22 protein-coding genes and 1 pseudogene are annotated in these 20,246 nt (G+C 60.2%); 11 read left to right on the top strand and 12 right to left on the bottom strand.

All coding sequences use genetic code 11. From position 1 onward, the window contains the following. Positions 1–18 precede the first annotated feature (18 nt). From AC3YOG_RS03235 to AC3YOG_RS03215, 5 genes are all read right to left on the bottom strand, one after another. Positions 19–783, bottom strand: a complete 765-nt coding sequence (locus AC3YOG_RS03235) for a phosphodiester glycosidase family protein (RefSeq protein ID WP_489934047.1) — start codon at positions 781–783, stop codon at positions 19–21. A gap of 16 nt (positions 784–799) precedes the next feature. Then, positions 800–1,204, bottom strand: a complete 405-nt coding sequence (locus tag AC3YOG_RS03230) for a VOC family protein (RefSeq protein WP_489934046.1) — start codon at positions 1,202–1,204, stop codon at positions 800–802. 233 nt (positions 1,205–1,437) lie between these two features. After that, positions 1,438–1,968, bottom strand: a complete 531-nt coding sequence (locus AC3YOG_RS03225) for a response regulator (protein ID WP_489934045.1) — start codon at positions 1,966–1,968, stop codon at positions 1,438–1,440. 16 nt (positions 1,969–1,984) lie between these two features. Next, positions 1,985–3,013, bottom strand: coding sequence for an aldo/keto reductase (locus AC3YOG_RS03220; RefSeq protein ID WP_489934044.1), 1,029 nt, complete (start codon positions 3,011–3,013; stop codon positions 1,985–1,987). Between the two features lie 97 nt (positions 3,014–3,110). Continuing rightward, positions 3,111–4,052 (bottom strand): AraC family transcriptional regulator, encoded by a 942-nt coding sequence (locus tag AC3YOG_RS03215; protein WP_489934043.1) that lies wholly within the window; start codon positions 4,050–4,052, stop codon positions 3,111–3,113. 97 nt (positions 4,053–4,149) lie between these two features. Between AC3YOG_RS03215 and AC3YOG_RS03210 the strand changes: the two genes are divergently transcribed. Continuing rightward, positions 4,150–4,896, top strand: coding sequence for an SDR family oxidoreductase (locus tag AC3YOG_RS03210; protein ID WP_489934042.1), 747 nt, complete (start codon positions 4,150–4,152; stop codon positions 4,894–4,896). Positions 4,897–5,101: 205 nt separating this feature from the next. Here AC3YOG_RS03210 and AC3YOG_RS03205 read toward each other — a convergent pair whose 3' ends face one another. From AC3YOG_RS03205 to AC3YOG_RS03190, 4 genes are all read right to left on the bottom strand, one after another. Continuing rightward, positions 5,102–7,093: a BCCT family transporter gene (locus tag AC3YOG_RS03205; protein ID WP_489934041.1), complete on the bottom strand. Its 1,992-nt coding sequence runs from the start codon at positions 7,091–7,093 to the stop codon at positions 5,102–5,104. A gap of 242 nt (positions 7,094–7,335) precedes the next feature. Continuing rightward, complete coding sequence (locus tag AC3YOG_RS03200; protein WP_489934040.1) at positions 7,336–8,040, bottom strand: DnaJ domain-containing protein; 705 nt, start codon at positions 8,038–8,040, stop codon at positions 7,336–7,338. Continuing rightward, positions 8,037–8,552: a VWA domain-containing protein gene (locus AC3YOG_RS03195; RefSeq protein WP_489934039.1), complete on the bottom strand. Its 516-nt coding sequence runs from the start codon at positions 8,550–8,552 to the stop codon at positions 8,037–8,039. Before AC3YOG_RS03195 ends, AC3YOG_RS03200 begins: the two co-directional genes overlap by 4 nt. Before the next feature lie 412 nt (positions 8,553–8,964). Continuing rightward, on the bottom strand, positions 8,965–9,738 hold the full coding sequence (locus tag AC3YOG_RS03190) for a class I SAM-dependent methyltransferase (protein ID WP_489934038.1): 774 nt from the start codon (positions 9,736–9,738) through the stop codon (positions 8,965–8,967). Between the two features lie 104 nt (positions 9,739–9,842). Between AC3YOG_RS03190 and AC3YOG_RS03185 the strand changes: the two genes are divergently transcribed. The 5 genes and pseudogenes from AC3YOG_RS03185 to AC3YOG_RS03165 all read left to right on the top strand — a co-directional run bounded on the left by AC3YOG_RS03185 (position 9,843) and on the right by AC3YOG_RS03165 (position 14,392). Continuing rightward, the gene (locus tag AC3YOG_RS03185; protein WP_489934037.1) at positions 9,843–10,979 is read left to right on the top strand and encodes an ABC transporter substrate-binding protein; all 1,137 of its coding nucleotides are present in this window, start codon (positions 9,843–9,845) and stop codon (positions 10,977–10,979) included. Positions 10,980–10,982: 3 nt separating this feature from the next. Then, positions 10,983–12,059 carry a FecCD family ABC transporter permease gene (locus tag AC3YOG_RS03180; protein ID WP_489934036.1) on the top strand — a complete coding sequence of 359 codons (1,077 nt, stop codon included), beginning with the start codon at positions 10,983–10,985 and terminating at the stop codon, positions 12,057–12,059. Then, a pseudogene (locus tag AC3YOG_RS03175) lies at positions 12,053–12,807 on the top strand (ABC transporter ATP-binding protein). The gene AC3YOG_RS03180 and the pseudogene AC3YOG_RS03175 overlap by 7 nt, the downstream one beginning before the upstream one ends. A 321-nt stretch (positions 12,808–13,128) precedes the next feature. Then, the gene (locus AC3YOG_RS03170) at positions 13,129–13,953 is read left to right on the top strand and encodes a tyrosine-type recombinase/integrase (RefSeq protein ID WP_489934035.1); all 825 of its coding nucleotides are present in this window, start codon (positions 13,129–13,131) and stop codon (positions 13,951–13,953) included. A gap of 274 nt (positions 13,954–14,227) precedes the next feature. Continuing rightward, entirely contained in the window at positions 14,228–14,392 is a 165-nt protein-coding gene (locus AC3YOG_RS03165) for a carbon storage regulator (RefSeq protein ID WP_489934034.1), read from the top strand. A gap of 292 nt (positions 14,393–14,684) precedes the next feature. On the opposite strand, the gene AC3YOG_RS03160 is transcribed toward AC3YOG_RS03165, so the two are convergent. Continuing rightward, positions 14,685–14,999, bottom strand: a complete 315-nt coding sequence (locus AC3YOG_RS03160; RefSeq protein ID WP_172124849.1) for an ArsR/SmtB family transcription factor — start codon at positions 14,997–14,999, stop codon at positions 14,685–14,687. A 120-nt stretch (positions 15,000–15,119) separates the two neighbouring features. Here AC3YOG_RS03160 and AC3YOG_RS03155 point away from each other — a divergent pair, with 120 nt between their 5' ends. The 5 genes from AC3YOG_RS03155 to AC3YOG_RS03135 are packed head-to-tail and all read left to right on the top strand — an operon-like array spanning position 15,120 to position 18,045. Then, a complete protein-coding gene (locus AC3YOG_RS03155) occupies positions 15,120–15,548 on the top strand; it encodes a YeeE/YedE family protein (RefSeq protein WP_489934546.1) in 429 nt (142 codons plus the stop codon). Beyond that, positions 15,548–15,985 (top strand): DUF6691 family protein, encoded by a 438-nt coding sequence (locus AC3YOG_RS03150; protein WP_489934033.1) that lies wholly within the window; start codon positions 15,548–15,550, stop codon positions 15,983–15,985. The genes AC3YOG_RS03155 and AC3YOG_RS03150 overlap by 1 nt, the downstream gene beginning before the upstream one ends. Before the next feature lie 18 nt (positions 15,986–16,003). Continuing rightward, the gene (locus AC3YOG_RS03145; RefSeq protein ID WP_489934032.1) at positions 16,004–16,918 is read left to right on the top strand and encodes an MBL fold metallo-hydrolase; all 915 of its coding nucleotides are present in this window, start codon (positions 16,004–16,006) and stop codon (positions 16,916–16,918) included. Between the two features lie 4 nt (positions 16,919–16,922). Beyond that, complete coding sequence (locus AC3YOG_RS03140; protein ID WP_127752105.1) at positions 16,923–17,246, top strand: protein tyrosine phosphatase family protein; 324 nt, start codon at positions 16,923–16,925, stop codon at positions 17,244–17,246. A 13-nt stretch (positions 17,247–17,259) separates the two neighbouring features. Next, positions 17,260–18,045 carry a sulfite exporter TauE/SafE family protein gene (locus tag AC3YOG_RS03135; RefSeq protein ID WP_489934031.1) on the top strand — a complete coding sequence of 262 codons (786 nt, stop codon included), beginning with the start codon at positions 17,260–17,262 and terminating at the stop codon, positions 18,043–18,045. Positions 18,046–18,234: 189 nt separating this feature from the next. Here AC3YOG_RS03135 and AC3YOG_RS03130 read toward each other — a convergent pair whose 3' ends face one another. Both AC3YOG_RS03130 and AC3YOG_RS03125 read right to left on the bottom strand, forming a co-directional pair. Beyond that, the gene (locus tag AC3YOG_RS03130; RefSeq protein WP_489934030.1) at positions 18,235–18,660 is read right to left on the bottom strand and encodes an organic hydroperoxide resistance protein; all 426 of its coding nucleotides are present in this window, start codon (positions 18,658–18,660) and stop codon (positions 18,235–18,237) included. 97 nt (positions 18,661–18,757) lie between these two features. Further along, the gene (locus tag AC3YOG_RS03125; RefSeq protein ID WP_489934029.1) at positions 18,758–20,158 is read right to left on the bottom strand and encodes an FAD-containing oxidoreductase; all 1,401 of its coding nucleotides are present in this window, start codon (positions 20,156–20,158) and stop codon (positions 18,758–18,760) included. Positions 20,159–20,246 lie beyond the last annotated feature (88 nt).

Raw genomic sequence — 20,246 nt, 5'->3', positions numbered from 1 at the left:
ACAACGCTCTGGGAGCGGTTATTTCACCAGACCAAACATCGGTCCAAAGCCACCATGCCATGAGTAGTCACGCCGACCCGAGGCTGGATCGTAGATGCCCGTGCCTCGCCCCCCATCAAGGAAGAGCGCATTGGGACACTGAAGATGATCCCGGAACAGTTCGGCAAAGTCATGGAAGTTGACATTGCCGGCGCTGATGGCGAGGTGCACTTCGCCCTCTTCGCACACACCGATGCCGCTTCGGCGGGTTCGATCGGAAGAGCCGGGGATCAGGAGCGGATGGATCTCGCCCTCGATCACCAGCATGGGGCCGGACTGGGTGGCGAAGCGGGCAGGGGGGCGCCCTGCTTGGAAGGCTTCGGTGGTTAGAACGCCCGCGCCTTCCTCGCTGAGGAAAAATACTCCGTTCGGCTTCTTGTAGAAATTGGGCACTCGGCCAGGTTCCGCGTTGACGGAGTTGGTGTTCAGCGGCCGCAATTCCTTACCGTCTTCAACGTAAAGCCCCGAGGGGGTGAAATCGGGCAAGTACATCCCGGCGTTCATCGCGAAACCCAGCTTCTCTCCTTGACTCTCCACGGCGTCAGCGAGTTCGCGAAAATGCCGGAAGGGACGCCCATCTGGGGACCGCCAGTACAGGCGCAAATCATCGCTCGCCGGGTCCACGGTGCAAACAAGGTATCCGTTGCCTGCAAATTGCTGCGATGCGCAATGTTGTGCCTGCGCGCGTTGAGACGACAGCAGCAGCAACAACAACAGGAACGTTCCTCGCAGTATCCACGCCATGCTCGTTCCTTTTGTTCTAATCGCATTGACCGCACTGATGAGGGACTGAGCCCCACGCTGGCAGATCCGACACGATCTGCAGTCGGTTGCCGAAGGGATCAAAGACATGGGCATGGGTGACCATGCCCGGTACGGGAACCGGGTCTCCGCATTCGACGCCTCTGGCCCGGAGCGCTGAGACCGCTTCAGCACAGTTCTCGACGTTCAGGACTAAGGTGGTGTGATGCGAGGCAAGGAATTCACCAGTCTCGGGCAAGGTGATCGCAAGGTTTCCGCCGCTCCCGCCAGTCGAGAATTCAACCCAGGCGATCTCGGGAAGATCATAAACGGGCTCACCGAGCCCAAATATGTCCCGGTAGAAATCGCGTGCAAGGTCAAGGTCAGGCACTGTGATGGAGACAACGTTGATGCCCTTGAACATGGCAGCTCCTCACGACTGCGTGGATCGGTCCGACGCGTCAAAGCCTGCGCAACTTTGCGGATACTGAAAGCGATGACTCGGCAGGGTTCACCATCTTAGTAGTCCGCAATGAGACAAAGTGGAACAACCGCGGTGTTGTTCGTCCAGCCGTCTTGGCGCGCCTATCGTTTTTTTTGGCGATACTGGCAACTGCGGGAATGCTGGGCCAGACGCAGAGGCAACAAGCTTGGCGGCTATGCGTGAAACTGCTCACTCGCGGCAGTCAGACGACGGATCAAGTCTCCGACCGTGTCCAAGCTATATGGCTTGCCTACGAAAACCCCGCGAGGCGGCAGGTCGTCATGCGTTACGTTGCGGTGCCCGGATGTCACTATGACCTCGATCGGCGGCCAGGCGTCCTTGACCATTGTCGCCAGCTCCAGACCATCCACATCACCGGGCATGTCGACATCGGTAAACAGGCATTCAAAGCGCTTGCCGGATTGGAAAATGGCAATGGCTTCCCTGGCGTTTGCCGCTTCTACCACCTCAAGCCCTTGATCCGTCAGCTCCTCGACAGTGTTCATTCGGAGCAGGGCTTCATCCTCCACGACGAGGACGGTGATCTTGCTGGTCATGGCTTCCTCGATGCACTGGGTGGAGGGCAACGCAGGACCTGTAGGATCGATCCTTGTCGGCACGAGGTTGGTGTCCAAAGGGTCGCTTTTTGACAGGTCCGGGCGGCGGCAGCGTTTCAAGTCAACCATTTGGATCAGCGGCGGCATCCCGGATTTCTTCACCTCATCTCGAGGGAACAGGAGCATCAGCTCGCAGAAGGCCGCGCGCTTTCAATTCAGCCCAGAAGGCAACAGGTATGTCCCGCAACATATCGCTGTGGTTCCGAAAGAGGTGGGCGGGTTCTATTCCCCCCGGAATAACTGAAGCCACAAGCGGATGGTGCAGGGGGAATTGCAGCGCTGCGGCGGCTAGAGAAATCTCGTGATCCCGGCAAACCTCTTCCATCCGGCGTACTCGCTCGCTCTCCTCGGAGGTCGGCTCGTGATAGTTGTATCGAGCTCCAGGAACAGGGCCCGTGGCCAGAATGCCTGATGCAAGCGGGGCGCCGACAATGATACCGACCGCTTTTTCCTCGCACAGGGGGAATTCCCGATCGAGTGCAGGCTGCTCTGCCAAGGTGTAAGGAAGCGCGACAAGGAAAAAGTCGAGCTCTAGGCATTCGAGGAACAAGGGGATGGTGCCGATCCGGTTGACCCCCGCTCCAATCGCTTGAACTCGCCCAGTTTGCTTCAGCTCCTTAAGCGCTCTGATGCCCCCGGTGGCGAGTTGGGCAAGGTGGGCCTGCACCAGGGCATCGGTGCCAAAGCTGGTGCGATCGAGATCGTGGATGATCAGCATGTCGACCCGGTTCATGCCCAGCCGCTGGAGGCTATCCTCATAGGACCGCATGACGCCCTCATAGGAGTAGTCGTGGTAATAATCGAACGGCAGGGCAGTTGGGGCAAACCGATCCGAGCTCCGGAAGGCGCGGATATTGGCGGGCGCGACGAAGATGCGACCGACCTTGGTCGACAGGATCAGCTCGTCGCGCGGCTTGCTCGCCAGCACCGTCCCAATCCGGCGTTCGCTCAGCCCGCGTCCATACCACGGGGAGGTATCGTAGAAGCGAACCCCGGTCTCCCAGGCCGTTTCAACTGTAGAGGACGCTTGGGTCTCCGACACTTCAGTACTGCCCAGCCCGGCTGCACCGAACCCCAGCCTGGGCAGCATGAGGTCTGAACGGCCAAGGCGTTTGAGTTCGAAAGGCTCCATGGCTGGTCCTAAGAATGAGGGGGCCGTTCAATCAATGGGCTTTTCCCTCATGCGTTCCGCGGGTCAGCAGATCGGCGGTTCGACATTGATAGGGCCGCTAAGAAGCCGTAGGAACGGTTGTACGCGCCGATGCGTGGTCCAGTTCGGTCAGGCCTGCATACTGGCTCGGCGGCACGCCAACGAACCGGGAAAACGCGACGCTGAATGCACTTGCGGAGCCATAGCCGATGCGGCTGGCGATTTCTTTCATGACCCCATTCCTACGCCGCAGCATGTCCTTGGCGAGGGCCATGCGCCAGGAGAGGAGGTATTCCATCGGCGCCATGCCGGTTTGCTTTTGAAAGCGATCAAAGAACACCGATCGAGACAACATGGCCGCCTTCGCCAATTCATCGATCGTCCACGCCCTGGCGGGCGTTCCGTGCATGAGGCGAATAGCTGGGCCCAGATGGCGGTCCGCCAGGCCACGCATAATACCAGGCGTTTCCGGGCTCGCGGAGTTCGATCGCAAGGCTTCGATCAACAGCAATTGCAACAGGCGCTCGAGCACGATGTCTTTCGCTGGTCGGGTGTCTTGGGCTTCGTTGCGGAGCATCCGGACCAGATCGGTAAGGCGAGCCTGGCCCCTGACAAGAAGCACGCGCGGCAGCAAGGCCACAATGAGGGTTGAGTCTGGAGAGCCGAAAGACAGCCGACCCACCAACACCCGCATATTCGGATGCCCACTTGGGTCGCCGTGCCGGGTCTCCTCCCCAAGCCGGGTCACCCGCAGGGGATCAACACCTTCCTCCACGTCGGCTTCACTGCTCGACATGGTGAAGCGACAGGATGCCGGAACGAGCACGAAGTCATTTGCTTTCAACTCTGCTTCCGGTTCCCCATCGACGCTGAGCCTCGAAGAGCCGTCCAGAATGACGGCGAAGAACGGGCTGCCTTCAGCTGCGCCCTCCACGCGCCAACTGCCTGAACCACTGGCGGCCTTCGAGAAGGGCATGCTCGGCTGCAGCATGGTGACGATTTCGGCGAGGGGATCGATCAATCGGACGCTCGCTGATGCAAACACGACGCTCTATCATAGCGCGTCCTCCTTGGCAGGTCCACATAAGCAACTTCGAACTCCGCCAAGGGATCTTTCCATGAATACCGTTCTCATCACAGGCTGCTCGTCGGGCTTTGGTCTCGACATCGCCAAACACTTTCTGGGCCATGGCTGGAAGGTCATTGCCACAATGCGGTCCCCGCGCCTGGATCTGTTCCCGACCTCGGAGAACCTGGTGCTGCTGCCGCTCGACGTGACCAAGGACGACAGCGTAGCCCGCGCGATCGAGGCCGCAGGTCCGATCGATGTTCTCGTCAACAATGCCGGTATCGGCTGGCTAAACGCTCTGGAGGGCACGCCGATAGATGTAGTGCGGTCCGTCTTCGAGACCAACACCTTCGGAACGATGCGGATGGTGCAGGCCGTGCTGCCTCAGTTCCGGGCCAGGAAGGCGGGGCTCATCATCAACGTGACCTCGAGCGTCACGATGAAGCCACTGCCTCTGCTGTCCGTCTACACCGCAAGCAAGGCCGCCGTGAACGCATTTACCGAATCCCTCGCCATCGAGCTTGCGCCCTTCGGCATTGCGGTGAAGATCGTTGTTCCTGGTGCCGCACCTGACACCAGCTTTGGCACCGCGGCTCTTTCCCGCCTGGAGGACCATGGTGGCTTCCCCGACGCCTACGCCGATTTTGCGGAAACGGTGTTTACGGCCATGAGGGCGCCTGGCGCTCCTAAAACCCGATCCTCCGACGTGGCGGAGGCCGTGTGGTACGCGGCAACCAACCCGGCAGCACCAGTGCGTATTCCGGCCGGCGCCGATGCGCTTGCGCTCGCTGACTAGTCGGAGCTTCGAGAAGTCCGATGCCGACCGTTTAGGTCCGCATCGGATCGAGGATGAGCTTGATGGAAGCTTTCAGAATTGAAAATTCGTTCCGCATGGCCGGAATGAGCCGCTTGCCGCCAGGGGGCACTCCCACTCTGCCTTCGCGTTGCGATGGTATATTTCAGCTCCAACAGCGTCCCAGCCGGCAAACATCGCCGGCATGTCAGCTATCCAGCGTGTGTTCCGGAGCCCCATGGAGGAGCTGGGACTCCGGGGCTTGTGTAAGATGAAGGTAGCGTTCGAACTGTGCCAGCACGTCGGCAATCAACTGATCGCGATGTAAGCCCATGACATCATAGCCGCGCCCTCCACTGGAGAAATAGGTGCGCGCCTCATAGCGCGGTTCTGGTTGGCCGGTCGCGAGAGGGGCAAAATTGGCGACTGGCTGGGATGCAACGCTGACGCCATAAACAAAATCGCGCACCCCTTGGGCAGGAGAACGCAAGGCAACAGCGCCAGCTTCGTCCGCTTCAACCCAGGCGGGCCGACCACGTGCGGCCAATTCACGTGCGACCTGTTCGAGCGCGGGTCGAACCTCTGTGGTGATGAAGCTTTCAACTTCTTGCTTGCTGGGAGCCCGCATCATCAAGGCTAAGCGGCGTTGCCAGGTTAGCCCCACGGCCGCATGGGCGGGCACGGCAGCAGCGCCACCTTGGGGATATAGCTGTGCCAGGTCGGCGCGCATTCCGAGGTACAACGACCAAACCAAGCCCAGCATGACGAAGGTGAAGGGCAGGGCGGTGGCAATCGTTGCCGATTGCAATGCGCCCAAGCCTCCGGCCACGAGGAGCGCTGCGGCTACAATTCCTTCCATGAAGCACCAGAAAACCCGCTGGCCGGTGGTGGTCTGGGTCTCGCCACCTGCGGCGATGGAATCGATGACCAATGAACCTGAGTCTGCTGAAGTAACGAAGAAAATGGCGACGAGCAGTATTGCCAAAATTGAGGTGATGTTGCTGAACGGAAGGTATTGGAAGAAGTGGAAGAGGCCAGTTGAAACGTCCGCCGCAATAGCCTGTCCCACCGCGCCTGCTGCTATACCCGTGTCTATGAAGATTGCCGTGTTGCCGAAAACAGTCATCCAGATGAAAGTGAAGCCGGCGGGAATGAAAAGCACCGCAGTCACAAACTCCCGAACGGTGCGACCGCGGGAGATACGGGCGATAAACATCCCGACAAAGGGAGACCAGGAAATCCACCAGGCCCAGTAGAACAATGTCCACTCGTCGATCCAGGGTGTCGGCTGGTAGGCGTAGATATTGAAGGTACGCAGTACCAGGGTATCGAGATAAAGCCCCAGGTTCTGTACCAGATCACGAAACAACTGTGTGGTTGGCCCGACGACTAGCACAAACAGCATCAGCAGAATCGCCACTACCAGGTTGGTTTCCGACAAGATGCGCACGCCTCGGTCCAGTCCAGTGGCGACCGAGACGGTCGCCAGCGCCGTCACCAGCGCGATAAGCGGCAGTTGAACAACAGGACCGATGGGAACACCCAGCAGGTAAGCCAGCCCTGCATTGATCTGGGAAACACCCACGCCGAGGGAGGTCGCTATGCCGAACATGGTGCCGACAATCGCAAAGATGTCGACCGCATGGCCGATGGGACCATTGATACGCTCCTTGAGCAGTGGATAAAGACCCGAGCGAATAGTTAACGGCAGGTTGTAGCGGTAGCCGAAATAGGCCAGCGACAAGCCGACCACCGCGTAGATCGCCCAAGCATGGATGCCCCAGTGAAAGAAGGTGACGGTCATAGCTTCGCGCATCGCCGCAATAGAGCGGGGCTCGGCTGTCGGGGGCGCCATAAAGTGGGTCATCGGTTCGCCCACCGCATAGAACATCAGGCCAATCCCCATGCCGGCGGCAAAAAGCATCGCGATCCACGAGGTGAACCGGAAATCGGGCGTGGAATCATCGGGGCCGAGCTTGAGGCGCCCATAACGGCCAAAGCAAAGGAGCACGACGGTGATAAGGAAAATTCCGACGGCCAGCAGGTAGAACCAGCCGAAGCTTTGCAAAATACCGGCCTGCATCGAGCCGAAAATGTCGTCAGCTTGGGTCGGGAAGAAAACGCCGATGGCGACAAAGGCCCCTATGACGAGAAGGGACCCGAAGAATACCGGCTTGTTGATGATGAAGGGCTTTAACATGCCGCCATGTCCTTGAGCGTCGTGTCAGCGCATAACCGAGCCCAAACGCTGTCAGCTGCGGTGGTGATGTCCAGGGTGTAAAGCGTCGACAAGGCAGAGGTTCCGAACCGGCCCTAGGCGAAGACGCCACCCGTGGCCCGCCCGGGCGGACCGTCAGAAGTGGTCCTGGACAGTTCAATCGATCCTGGTAGTGGCGGGTTTACCAAGGAAGACGGCCAGGTGATCGCCGCAGACAGCCCGCCCTACTTGGCGTGCTTGAGTAGCAGGTCACGCGCCTGGTTGATCTTGGCTGCCAAATAGCTCGAGCCGCCATGGTCCGGATGCACCGCCTTCATCAACTCGCGATGAGCGGTGCGGATTTGCTCTTCGGTCGCGTCAGCCTCGAGACCCAGAATGGCGTAAGCTTCCTCCAGTGGATCGCGTTCAGGGGCAGCTTCCCCGGTTCCACCGCTGTCCTGTTGGGCGAAGTACTCGCGCCAGCCGCTGCGGTTGGCGTCAAGCCAGCTCTCCAGCAGGCTGAGGCTGTCGGCATCCCCCGCTACCTCGGCCAGAAGGGTGCGTGTGTCAGCCTCGCCGAGATCAAGCAGGTCCATCCCAGCGAACTCACCGTTAAGAATTCTGCCGGTAACGGCCCCGGTGTCGTGATCCAGCTCCATCGCGAAGCGGTAACTGCGCACTTTGGAGATGTTGTGGGCTGGCCCGAGTGGTCCTTGGAGGGAAAAGGGGCCAAGCCGGCCTGTACGCAGCACTGCAAATGCCGCCGCCCCGACAAACAATGCAAGATCCAAGCGCCGGGCCACGAGCAAAAGGGTGGCGATTGCAACGCCCAGACCGCCCACCAGCCAGCGAAGTCCACGTCTGAGCAGTTGAGGATCGTATCTTTTGATCTGGTTGAAGATGGCCAGTGTGGCGAGCAGCGCCAGGCTGCCCAAAAGGATATAGGTCATGGACGCAGTTGCGAGAGCAGCGCTTGGGCCTGTGGACTGGCTTGCAGCCTCAGCATGTCGCTACCGCCCCTCGCGTAAGCTGCCACCGCCTTGAGCAGCGCTGCGATCTCTTGGGGCGCCGACGAGTCGAAACGTGCATATGCGCCCTTGCTTAGTCGGGCAAACTCTCGGAAAGCCCGCTCCACCTGCGCATACCGCCCCTCTTGAAAGATGAACAGGGGCAGACCGAGAAGGCCTAGTTGTCCGGCGGTCTCCGCCAGCTCGTCCACACTCTCCTCCACCGCGTCCCCCACATAGATCACGGCATTGATGCGGCGCCTGGCGTGCTCCGCACGGGCATGGGCGAAGGCCTTGGAGATCTGCGTCCGCCCTCCCTGGCACTGAATCCCGCTCATGAGCTTGGCCAGGCTGCTTCCATCGACCACCCATTTGCTGGCGCGGCATTCGCCAAAGCCGCGAAAGTAGAGCAGTTGGACCTGAAGTGCGCTGGCCCTCGGGATCGCCTCAAACATCTCCGCCTGCAGCGAACAGGCGAGATCCCAGGTTGGCTGGCGGCTGAGCGTCGCGTCAAGCGCGAAGAGCAGACGTCCGTCATGGCGGGCGCTTGGCCTCGCTAACTCCCTCACGTTCCTGACGAATGCAGCAACCTCACCGCTCACTCCTGGTTGGAGAGCGGTGCCGTCGGCTTTACGCCCTGATGGGTCTTTTCCTGCCATTCTCCGAATATGTGTGTGTCAGAGAGCGCCCGCAAGTGCCGGACCGACTAGTCACGCCATCGTGGAAGGGCAGGATACTACCGAAGTTTCACCACACCCGCTGGAATGCCGTCCACCAAGCGGGGGTGCATCCCCGCCGGTGGAGGGCAAAGGCATAACCTTGGCTTAAAAGGTAGCGCGCTTTGGATCAGAAGAGCCGGAGCAAATATCACGGCTTGCGAACGCAGATCGCAAAGCGGTCCTGGGTAAGCCGCTCCAGCCCGCGCCAGAAGCTCATCTTCCGGGCTTGGGGCCAGTGGATGGCGATGAGCTGGCGGTCAATGACTGGATCGACAAAGCCGACTTTGAGCAGTTCGGCGACCACCGCTTCAGCGGGCATTTCGCCGGAGAAGTGGACCTGTTCCCGGATGCGCTGCAGCCGCTCGGCCATGCCCGGAGCGAGGTTGCCGTGGCCGGGCTTGCCGCCAAAGCGTAGCCGGAGCCGGGTGACCCAGCTCTTGCGGCCCATATTGCCATCGACGATCAACAGCTTGCCGCCCGGCTTGAGCAGCTCGAACCACTCCTCGAAGGCGGCCGGCGCATCGACCAGCGTCCAGACCAGGTGGCGATTGGTAATGACATCGTAGCTGGCGCGCGGCTCCTGCGTATTTTCCGCGTCGCGCATGATGAAGCGAATATTGGAGCCGCGCTGGAGCGACTTGGTGCGCGCCTGGGCCAGCATGGCTTCGGACCAATCAGCACCGGTCACTGCAAAGCCCATGTCGTGCAGCAGGTGGGAAATAACGCCAGTGCCGCTCGCCAGATCGAGCGCCTTTCTTCCCGCGCCATCGCCCAGATGCTTGCGGATCAGCTGGTGCCAGCCGCGGCGCTCGGCTTCCGAGAAGATTTCATGGCCGACGCTCTGGTCGAAGGTCGCTGCGCGTTCGGACCAGAATTCCCGGATTTCATCGCGGATAGAATAGTTTGCGCCGAAGCCACTCATGTTTCTGCCTAACACCTTATAATTGCTCTAAAAGATAATTCTTGATCTTGGAGTTCATCTTTAATAGCTGAGTCTGCGTATCAAGTTTTCCGAGAGACAGCAAAATGAAAATGTCGCGTCTGATGCTCGTGCCAGCGCTGGCCCTGTTGACGTCGTTCTCTCTGCCTGCGTGGGCCCAGGCGTTCACGATTACTGATGTCGCCGGGCGCGAAGTCGCCTTTGATGCGCCCGTCGAGCGTGTCATCCTGGGCGAAGGGCGCATGCTCTATTCGCTGGCCACGATCGAAACCGAGAACCCCTTCGCCAAGGTCGTGGGTTGGCGCAATGATCTGTGGACCACCGACCAGAAGTCCTTCGATGCCTATGCGGCCAAGTTCCCGGAGGCCAAGGACCTGCCATTCCTGGGTAATCTGACCGATGGCACGCTGCAGACCGAAACCGTGGTGACGCTGGATCCAGACGTCCTGATCCTGCCCATCGGCAACAAGACCGCAGCCGACGAGGTCAAGCTCGAGGAGATGCTCGAGGGCATCGGGGTCAAGATCGTTTATGTCGACTTCCGCGAGCACATCATCGACAACACCGTGCCCAGCCTGCACATCCTGGGGCAGCTGTTTGGCAAGGAAGAGCGCGCCCAGGAAGTCGCCGACTTCTGGCAGACCGAAATGGACAAGATTGCGGCCGTGCTGGCGGCGAACAATCCCGAGCGGCCCGACGTTTTCATGTATCGCGCTGCCGGTTTGGTTGAATGCTGCGGCACCTTTGGTCCCGACAATTTCGGGCTCATGGTGGAGCTAGCGGGCGGCAACAATCTCGGTTCCGATTTCCTGCCCGGCTATACCGGCTCGATCAATCCCGAACAGGTCATCGCCTCGGACCCCGACATCATCGTGGTGACCGGCTCGGACTGGACCAATTCTCCCGATGCCACTGGCTTTGTCAGCGTCGGCCCGGGCACTGCCGATGATGCCGAAGCGAGCCGCGCGATCCTCGCGTCGCTGGTCGAGGCGCCGGCCTTTACCGGCTCCACGGCGGTCGCCGAGGGCAATGTGCACGCCATCTGGCACCAGTTCTATACGAGCCCCTACCAGTTCGTGGCGATTGCCGAGATGGCCAAGTGGTTCCACCCCGACCTTTTCGCCGATACCAATCCTGACGCCACCTTCAAGGCCTTTTATGATCGGTTCCTGCCCATTGCATACGAGCCCGGCTCCTGGCTGTCGCTCAAGGCCGACGAGTAAATCATGGCCGCCGCGGATAGCTCTCTGCTGACGGAAGCGGTGGCTGAAGGGCGCGGTGAATATCGCGCCCGCATCCGTCGCAAGTTGCTTATCTTGGGGGGGCTGAGCCTGGCGCTTTGCTTTTCCTTTGCGGTCGACCTCGCTTGGGGGCCGGCACGCTATGGTCTCGATCAGGTGGTGCTGGCGCTGTTCAATCCGGATGCGGTGTCGGCGCAAGTACGCACCGTGGTCTGGGACATCCGTATGCCCGTGGCCGTCATGGCGATCGTCGTCGGCGCAGCGCTATCGGTGGCCGGCGCACAGATGCAGACCATTCTCGCCAATCCGCTCGCCAGCCCGTTTACGCTGGGGATTTCGGCCGCGGCGAGCTTTGGCGCCGCACTGGGCATTGTCACGACCGTGCCACTCATCCCGGTTGCTGCCGGGCTGATCGTTCCGGTCAACGCCTTTGTCATGGCGCTGCTCGCCACGCTGTTCATCCATTTCGTGTCGCAAATGCGCGGCGTCACCGTGCAAACCGTGGTGCTGCTGGGCATCGCCCTCGTTTTCACCTTCAATGCGCTCCTTGCGTTTGTGCAATATTTGGCGTCCGAACAGGCGCTGTCGCAGGTGGTGTTCTGGACCATGGGCAGCCTGACCAAGGCGACCTGGCCCAAGATCTGGATCACGCTGGCCGTGTTGCTGGTGGCGCTGCCGCTGTTTGCCCGCAACGCCTGGGCCCTGACGGCCATCCGGCTGGGCGAAGACAAGGCGGCGAGCTTTGGCGTCAATGTGCGCTATATCCGGCTCGAGACCATGCTGATCATTTCGCTCCTGGCGTCGGTGCCGGTGAGCTTTGTCGGCACGATCGGCTTTGTTGGTCTGGTTGGCCCCCATATTACCCGCATGATCCTGGGCGAGGATCAGCGCTTCTTCCTGCCGGGCTCGGTGCTCGCCGGAGCCTTGCTCTTGTCGCTCACCTCGATTGTCTCCAAGTCGATCATTCCCGGTGTCGTTTTCCCCATCGGCATCATCACCGCATTGGTTGGCGTGCCGTTCTTTATTTCGCTGATCCTCTCCAATGTGAGGCGCTCATGGTAAGCCTTCAGCTCCGGGATCTCGGTGCGTCTTACGGCAAGAAGCTCACCATCGCTGCCGTCAGCACGCCCGAATTCCACTCCGGCGAAATCGTTGCGGTGATTGGCCCCAATGCGGCGGGGAAGTCGACGCTGTTCAAGCGCATTGCCGGGCTGCTCAACGGGCCCGGCGAGGTCAGCCTTGCCCATACCAGCAAGGGCAAGAAGGCGATCAGCTATATGCCGCAGGACACGTCGGCCAATGCGGTGCTGACGGTCTACGAGTCGATCCTCTTGGCCCGCAAGCAAGGCAGCCGCTGGTCGGTGGACGATGCCGATCTGCGCTTCATCGACCAGGTGATGGCGGCTCTCAACATCGAGCCGATCGCCTTTCGCGACCTTGGGGCGCTCAGCGGGGGCAACGGCAACTGGTATCCATCGCCCAGACCCTCGTGCGCGAGCCCGACGTGATGTTGATGGACGAGCCCACCAGCGCCCTGGACTTGCACCGGCAGGTGGAAGTGCTCAGCTTCATGCAGGCACAAGCACGGCAAAAGGGCATGATCGTGTTGATCGCGATCCACGATCTCAACCAGGCGCTGCGCTTTGCCGACAAGGTCTTGCTGATTGCCAATGGCAAGATGCAGGCTTGCGGCTCGCCTCTCGACGTCATCAACGCCGACATGCTGCGCCGTGTCTATGGCGTTGATGCGCGGATCGAGAAATGCTCGCGCCAGTTCGACCATGTCATTGTGGATGGCGTTGCCGCTTAGCGGCCTGTTCCGTCGTTGAAGTCAGCTTACGCAGCAAAACAGACCCCTTGCTGGCAGCAGGCGCCTGTTCATGGCTGTGGTCATTAGGCCCAGCCCTCGAGCAATCCGTCGGTGTTCTCGTTGGACCAAATGCTGGACCATATTTGTCGGGGGCAGATGATTTCGGAAGTTTGAATTTTATGGCGGAGAGAGAGTCCGGAGTACCTTAGTTTGCGTGGGTGCGCAGCTGTATTTGATTGCCTCGGAAAACAACGTCATGGTAGCAACTTATGCAATTACCATACGCCATCGTTTGCCTACATTCCTTGAAAGCAACGTCCGATGGTGCACACTGGAGTGCACACTGTGCCGCGAACACTGCACCGATTGTCCGACACTCTCGCTCGATCTTCCCAGCTAAAGGCGGGCCGTCACGCCGATGGCGGAGGGCTCTACCTTAACGTCAAAGACACAGGTGCACGCAGCTGGTTGTTCCTGTTCACAACTGACGGCACCCGCAGGGCAATTGGTCTTGGCCCCTATCCGGACGTAACCCTTGCCAATGCTCGAAAGAAAGCAAGCGAGCTCCGCAAAGTTCGAGCCGATGGTGGTGACCCAAGATCCGCAACATCTGTCAAACAAGAGCCGACATTCGCCGACTGCGTGGATCAATACCTTGAGTCCATTGAAAGCCAGTGGAGAAACGAGAAACACCGTGCGCAGTGGCGCATGACCCTGGGCCCATCATACTGCGATGCCATACTTCGGAAGAAGGTTGGTCCGATCGGCACTGATGACGTCCTCCAGGTTCTCACCCCTATCTGGAACACAAAAGCTGAAACGGCTTCCCGGTTAAGAGGGAGAATTGAACGCGTACTCGATTTTGCGCGTGCGCGCGGCTGGCGGACGGGAGAGAACCCCGCAGCTTGGAGGGGGCACCTGAAGAGCATCTTGCCTGCTCGACAAAAACTCACTCGCGGCCATCATGCTGCACTTCCCTATGCAGACCTCCCCAACTTCATCATCGCGCTGAGAGCACGAGCCTCAATGGCTGCACGAGCCTTAGAGTTCTTGATCCTGACAGCGGCTCGATCTGGTGAAGTCTTGGGAGCGCGTTGGGAGGAAATTGATTTGGATAGTGGTGCATGCATTTCGCCCAGTTGTTAGCCAGTAGGGCGATCACAGCAAACCTGTGTCGTCCCTGAACCGGTGGTCTTCCCCCGCTCGACTTCCACGCGTCGCCTCAGCGGCCGGAGCACGAGCGTCCAGCCTGTGTGAGCTGTTGATCCAAGCAGCCCCTTGCTGATGACCGAGGGCGGGTCGGATTACCCGTCGCATTCTCGTGATGCGAGCATAATGGTGTATCATGACACGCAGTTAGCCCGCACCGTTTAGGACGGGCATCGTGACCTTGGGGACCAGAGCGTCTAGGAGCGTGACCGTGCTAGTAATTGACGTCAAAGTGGGGCAGGTTCTGCAGATCGGCGCCAACGTAGAGATCAAGGTGGGTGAGAAAAGCGGCCAGCGCGTCAAACTGATTATTGATACCGAGGAGGCGCCTATAAGGCTGATCCCCGCAACTCATCATTTGCGCCGTCAGCCGTGATCAAGGAGCAAGGTCTCGGCATTTGACATCGTTAGGAAGCCACCTAGGCGGCCGCGATCCTCGAGCGGGCTGAATTTTGCTTCAGTCCAGAAGCGGTCGGTCGGCTGCCGCCGCCGCAGCTGCAAGGCAGCTATGCGCCCATTCCGGCCGTTCAACCAGTCCGATCAAGCTCCTGAAAGCAGCCGTTCTGGTTCGGCGCTCCGGAACGGCATCCTGGGGGTGGAAAGAGGACGGGCGGCTTCTCGAATAACTATTCCCAAAGCTGACTGTACATAACCCCAGAGCATCTAGCTCAATCACCCGCTGGTTCGCTTGACCGGCAATAAATGTCGTAGAGCGTCGTCAGCACCCGCGTGACCGGTTCCGAGGCCAAACGGTAGAAAATGGTCTGACCGTCCCGACGCGTCTTGACCAGCCCTAACGCTCGCAGCTTCGACAGATGCTGGGATAGCGGCGACTGCTCCAGCCCTACAATCTTGATCAGCTCGCCTACGCTGCGCTCCTGCTCAAGGAGGTTGCACAAGACCAGCAGTCGCTTCGGATTGGCCATGGCAGTCAGCAACTGAGCAGCTTCTTCTGCCTTGGGTTCAAGGTCGGTGATCTGCATCACAAGAGCTTCATTGGTTTGCATGGTTGACATATTAGAACATTCTAATATATACGGCAAATACATTTCGGCGATCAGGTGTTCATTCCTGACGCGCCGCAGCGAACCGCATATAGGCATATGGAAACATCATTCACACCCACCCAAGCACTTCTCGGCGGCTCCTTGATTGGAATTGCCGCCGTTGCCCTAATGGCATTCCACGGCAGGATTGCCGGGATGACCGGTATCCTGACCGGCGTGATCTTGCCAAAAGGTGACTGGGACTGGCGCCTCGCCTTTTTGCTGGGTGCAATTGTGGCACCCGTTCTTATCCTACTGCTCACGGGCACGTCCTTGCCGCTGCAGGCTGAGCTTCCTTCCTTGGCCATCATTCTTGGTGGCCTTCTGGTCGGCGTCGGCGTGACCTTCGGAGGCGGCTGCACGTCGGGCCACGGCGTCTGCGGCATAGCCCGGCTCTCGGTCCGCTCCGTTGTCGCCACCCTGACCTTTATGGTGACGACCTTCATGACCGTCTTTATCGTCCGTCATGTCCTGGGGGGCTTCTGATGCTCCGAGTTCTCTCCGCTGCAGCTATCGGCCTTGTCTTTGGCACTGGCATCGTCGTTTCAGGCATGGCCAATCCAGCCAAGGTTCTCAACTTCTTTGACGTCTTGGGCGCCTGGGACCCCAGCCTGTTGCTGGTCATGGGGTCGGCCTTGGTCGTGACCTTTGTCGGCTATCGGTTTGTTCTGCGTCGTCCTGCTCCGGTATTTGGCCGCAAGTTCCACCTGCCCACCAGGCGCGATCTCGACATGCCGCTCATTGCTGGCTCGGCCTTGTTCGGCGTCGGCTGGGGCATTGCCGGGTTCTGCCCTGGGGGCGCCATCCCGGCTCTTGGCTCGGGCGAGCCAACCCCACTCATCTTCGTTGCCGCTATGATCAGCGGCATCTTCTTGGCCAGTGGGATCAAGGCGGCCTTCGCTCGCCGCCCAGTCCTGGCCTGATCTGGAAAGGAGATTTCCATGTCCACCGAAACTGTTCCATTTACACCCGACCTGACCGTTAAACCGGAAGTTGTCGCGTTCTTCGACAAGCCGACCAACACCATCAGCTACATCGTCAAGGATCCTCATTCCGACGCCTGCGCCGTGATCGATTCCGTCATGGACTTCGACTACGCCTCTGGGAACATTGCCTATGAGGGCGCCGACAAGATCATCGCGCACATCCAGGACAAGGGCTGGAAGCTTGAATGGCTGATCGAGACCCACGTCCATGCCGACCATCTTTCGGCGGCGCCCTATATCCAGTCTAAACTGGGCGGCAAGCTGGGCATCGGTGAGCAGATCCGCGTGGTCCAGGACACTTTCAGCAAGATCTTCAACGAAGGCACTGAATTCCAGCGAGATGGTTCGCAGTTCGACCGCCTGTTCAAGGATGGGGATAGCTATCAGATCGGCACCATGACCGCCCACACCCTGTTCACGCCAGGCCACACCCCGGCAGACATGGTGCATGTGATCGGCAACGCAGTATTCGTTGGCGACACCCTGTTCATGCCTGATGGCGGCTCGGCCCGTGCCGACTTTCCCGGTGGTGACGCCCGTACACTCTACCAGTCAATACAGCGGCTGCTGACCTTGCCAGGCGAGATGCGGCTCTTCATGTGCCACGACTATGGGCCGAACGGTCGCGACATCCAGTGGGAAACCACCGTTGCGGAGCAACGTGATCACAACATCCATGTCGGCCACGGCACGTCCGAAGACGAATTCGTCAAGATGCGGGAGGATCGCGACAGCACCCTGTCCATGCCCAAGCTGATCATCCCATCCCTGCAAGTCAACATGCGGGCGGGACAGCTTCCCCCAGCCGATGATGACGGCAAGACTTACCTCAAAGTGCCCATCAATGGGCTCTCCACCTCCAAGGAGTAACACCATGGCAATCAACAAGATCGACGACCAGTTCGCCCAGTCCCCCCAGATCCAGCCTGATGATGTCAGGCTCATCGCCGAGGCGGGCTACAAAGCCATCGTCTGCGCCCGCCCGGATAACGAAGACCCTGATCAGCCATCCTTTGCGCAGATCGCTGAGGTCGCCGAGCGGTTCGGTGTCAAGGCATTCCACATCCCCGTGTCAGGTCAACTCACCGAAGGTCAGCTCATCCGCTTTGAACAGGCCAAGGCCGAAACCGACGGGCCCATCCTGGGCTACTGCCGCTCCGGTGGGCGCGCCGGCAGCCTCTACGCTGCCACTTTGTAACTGAAAGACGACGATGTTTCTCGAACCCCTGCAATACCTGCTTGGTGCCCTATCGGGCAGCCTTGTGGGTTTCACTCTTGGCCTGTTCGGCGGCGGTGGCTCCATTCTGGCTGTGCCGCTCATGGTCTATGTCGTGGGGGTTCCTGTCGCACACGTGGCCATCGGAACGAGTGCTTTTGCGGTCGCCACCAACGCTGCCACCAACCTTGTCACCCATGCCCGCAAGGGCAACGTGATCTGGCGCTGCGCCCTCATGTACACCGTCGCTGGCATTGCCGGGGCCTTCCTTGGCTCCACGCTGGGCAAGGCCATGGACGGCGACAAGCTGCTGTTCCTGTTCGCCATCCTCATGCTGGTGGTAGGCGTGCTGATGTTCCGCGGGCGGGGTGATCCTGGGATACCTGGCGCCACCTGCAATCGAGAGAAGGCACCCAAGGTGCTGGGCTATGGCGGTCTCACCGGCGCCTTTTCCGGCTTCTTCGGTATCGGCGGCGGCTTCCTGATCGTTCCGGGTCTTGTGGCCTCGACCGGCATGCCGATCCTCAATGCCATCGGATCCTCGCTCGTCGCCGTCACCGCCTTCGGGCTCACCACTGCCTTGAGCTACGCCTTTTCAGGCCTGGTCGATTGGCCACTGGCTGCCGTGTTTATCGGTGGCGGGGTGGTCGGTGGACTGGCTGGCGCACGGCTTGCTGGTTTAATGGCCAGCAAGAAGGGGCTGCTGAACACCGCTTTCGCCGGTCTGATCGTGGCCGTCGCCATTTACATGGCCGCCCAGACCGCTACCGCCTTCATCTAAAGAGGAGGCCAACCATGTACAGGTTCGAGACCGAGGTCCTAATTCTGGTTTGACCATCGCCGAACTGCCCTCATCATGGATTGAAACCGACTTGCCGGTCTCCCTGTTGGGGAAACCGGCAAGAAGGACTTCCCTTTGCACCGGACTGCCGACAAGCAAAAGGATCAGCAGACCCTCCTAAGCCCTTGCTCAAGCCACCGAGAGGCCCACATCGATGTTGTTGCGGGTGGCGTTGGAGTAGGGGCAGATCTGGTGCGCCGTCTGCACGAGCGTGGATGCCACGTCACGATCAAGACCTGGCAAAGCCACCACCAGATCGGCAGTGATGCCGAAACCGCCCTCCGAGCGGGGACCGATCCCGACTGTGGCCGTTACGCTGGCCTCGGCCGGCACTTTTACCTTGAGTTGCTGGGCCGCCACTTTCAGGGCCCCCAGGAAGCAAGCCGAATAGCCGGTGGCGAATAATTGCTCCGGGTTGGTGCCTTCACCGCCCGGTCCGCCCAGTTCCCTGGGTGTGCTCAACAAAACGTCGACCCGGCCGTCCTCGGTGCGGGCCTTGCCATCGCGTCCACCGGTCGCAGTTGCGGTGGTCTTATACTTTACATCAACAGACATCATAGTCTCCTTTTGGGGGTGTTTGTGGCCCACATCTCGTGGGCGCTCACTTCGACACTGTGCGTGTCGGCATCGTTTCGCAGCTGGCGAGACGAATTCAGGGCTCTGCCAGGTCGAGCAGCAGAGTCGGGATCAGTTCTGAAACGGTGGGATGAATAGGCACCGCCCACCGCAAGCTATCGAGAGGCTGGTCGGCGTTCATCATGTCGAGAATGCCATGGATGGCCTCGTCGCCGCCTGTGCCCAGGATTGCCGCGCCCAGGATGCGCTGTGTGTCGGCGTCGGCGACGATCTTCATGAAGCCTTGGGTTTCCCCTTTTTCCACGGCGCGGCCAACGCGGGTCATTGCGCGCTTGGAGAAGAGGAGCCGTCTGCCGGTCCGGGCCGCCTCAGCCTCACTCATCCCCACCCGCGCCAATGGAGGATCTATATAGAGGGCATAACCGGGCACCCGGCTGCTGACCCTCCGGTCATCTCCGTCAAGCAGATTGGCGGCAACGATCTCGAAGTCGTTGTAGGCGGTATGGGTGAAGGCGCCCCGCCCGTTGCAGTCCCCCAGCGCCCATATTCCGGGCACACTGGTCTGGAGGTGGTCGTCGACTGTGATGTAACCGCGTTCGTCGGTGAGCACGCCCGCTGCCTCGAGCCCGAGGTCATCGGTATTGGGCCGGCGCCCAGCCGCGATCAGCACGTGACTGCCGATCACCGGAGAGGCGTCAGCCTCGCAATCCACCGACACCGCGACGCCATTGCCATGCCGTTGAAAGCCGATGCAATTGGCACCGGTCCGCACGGAAATGCCTTCGGCTTGAAGAATCTCCTCGACAGCTTGGGAAATGTCCCGGTCTTCGCGCGGTATCAGGCGATCCGATCGTTCGATGATCGTGACCTGCGCACCGAAGCGGCGATACATCTGCGCAAACTCCAGTCCGATATAGCTGCCCCCGACCACGATTAGGTGCTGAGGAACGGTTTCGAGGGCGACGATCTCGCTATTGGTTAGAAACGGCACATCATGGAGCCCGGGCAAATCTGGAATAACCGCCCGTCCGCCGACATTGATGAAGATGCGCGGGGCGGTGAGCCTGGCTCCGTTCACCACGACGATGTTGGTTGCTTCGAAGCGCGCGTGGCCGCGGATCAACTCGACATTGGGCATGCTGGCAAGCCAGTCTTCGTTTCCTTGCCGCGAGTCCAGGATGACCTTGCGGGCGCGTGCCGCCACGGCAGCCATGTCGACGACGACGTCGGACCGGGAGAACCCGTAGTCGGCGCCCCGCCTTGCCATGTGGATTGCATAGGCGCTGGCAACAAGGGTCTTGGTCGGCTTGCAACCGGTGTTCACGCAGGTTCCACCCACTTGGTCGCGCTCAATGATCGCAACGGTCATGCCCGCTGCAGCCAGCCGGGACGCCAGCGAGGGCCCAGCCTGGCCAGCACCAATGATGATGGCATCGAACGGGCGCACAACATCGGCCCTTGAGTAATCAATTGACATGATAGTTCTCTTTAGGAGCGCCGCGCGGGAGTGGCGACGTTGCCGGGATGAATGGCGGACGCTTTCGGGTGCAAAGCACATAGGATCC

The organism is Devosia sp. Z6_126, from assembly GCF_058133495.1.
The sequence above is the reverse complement of the archived record's forward strand: the minus strand, read 5'-3'. Positions and strand labels throughout refer to the sequence as shown.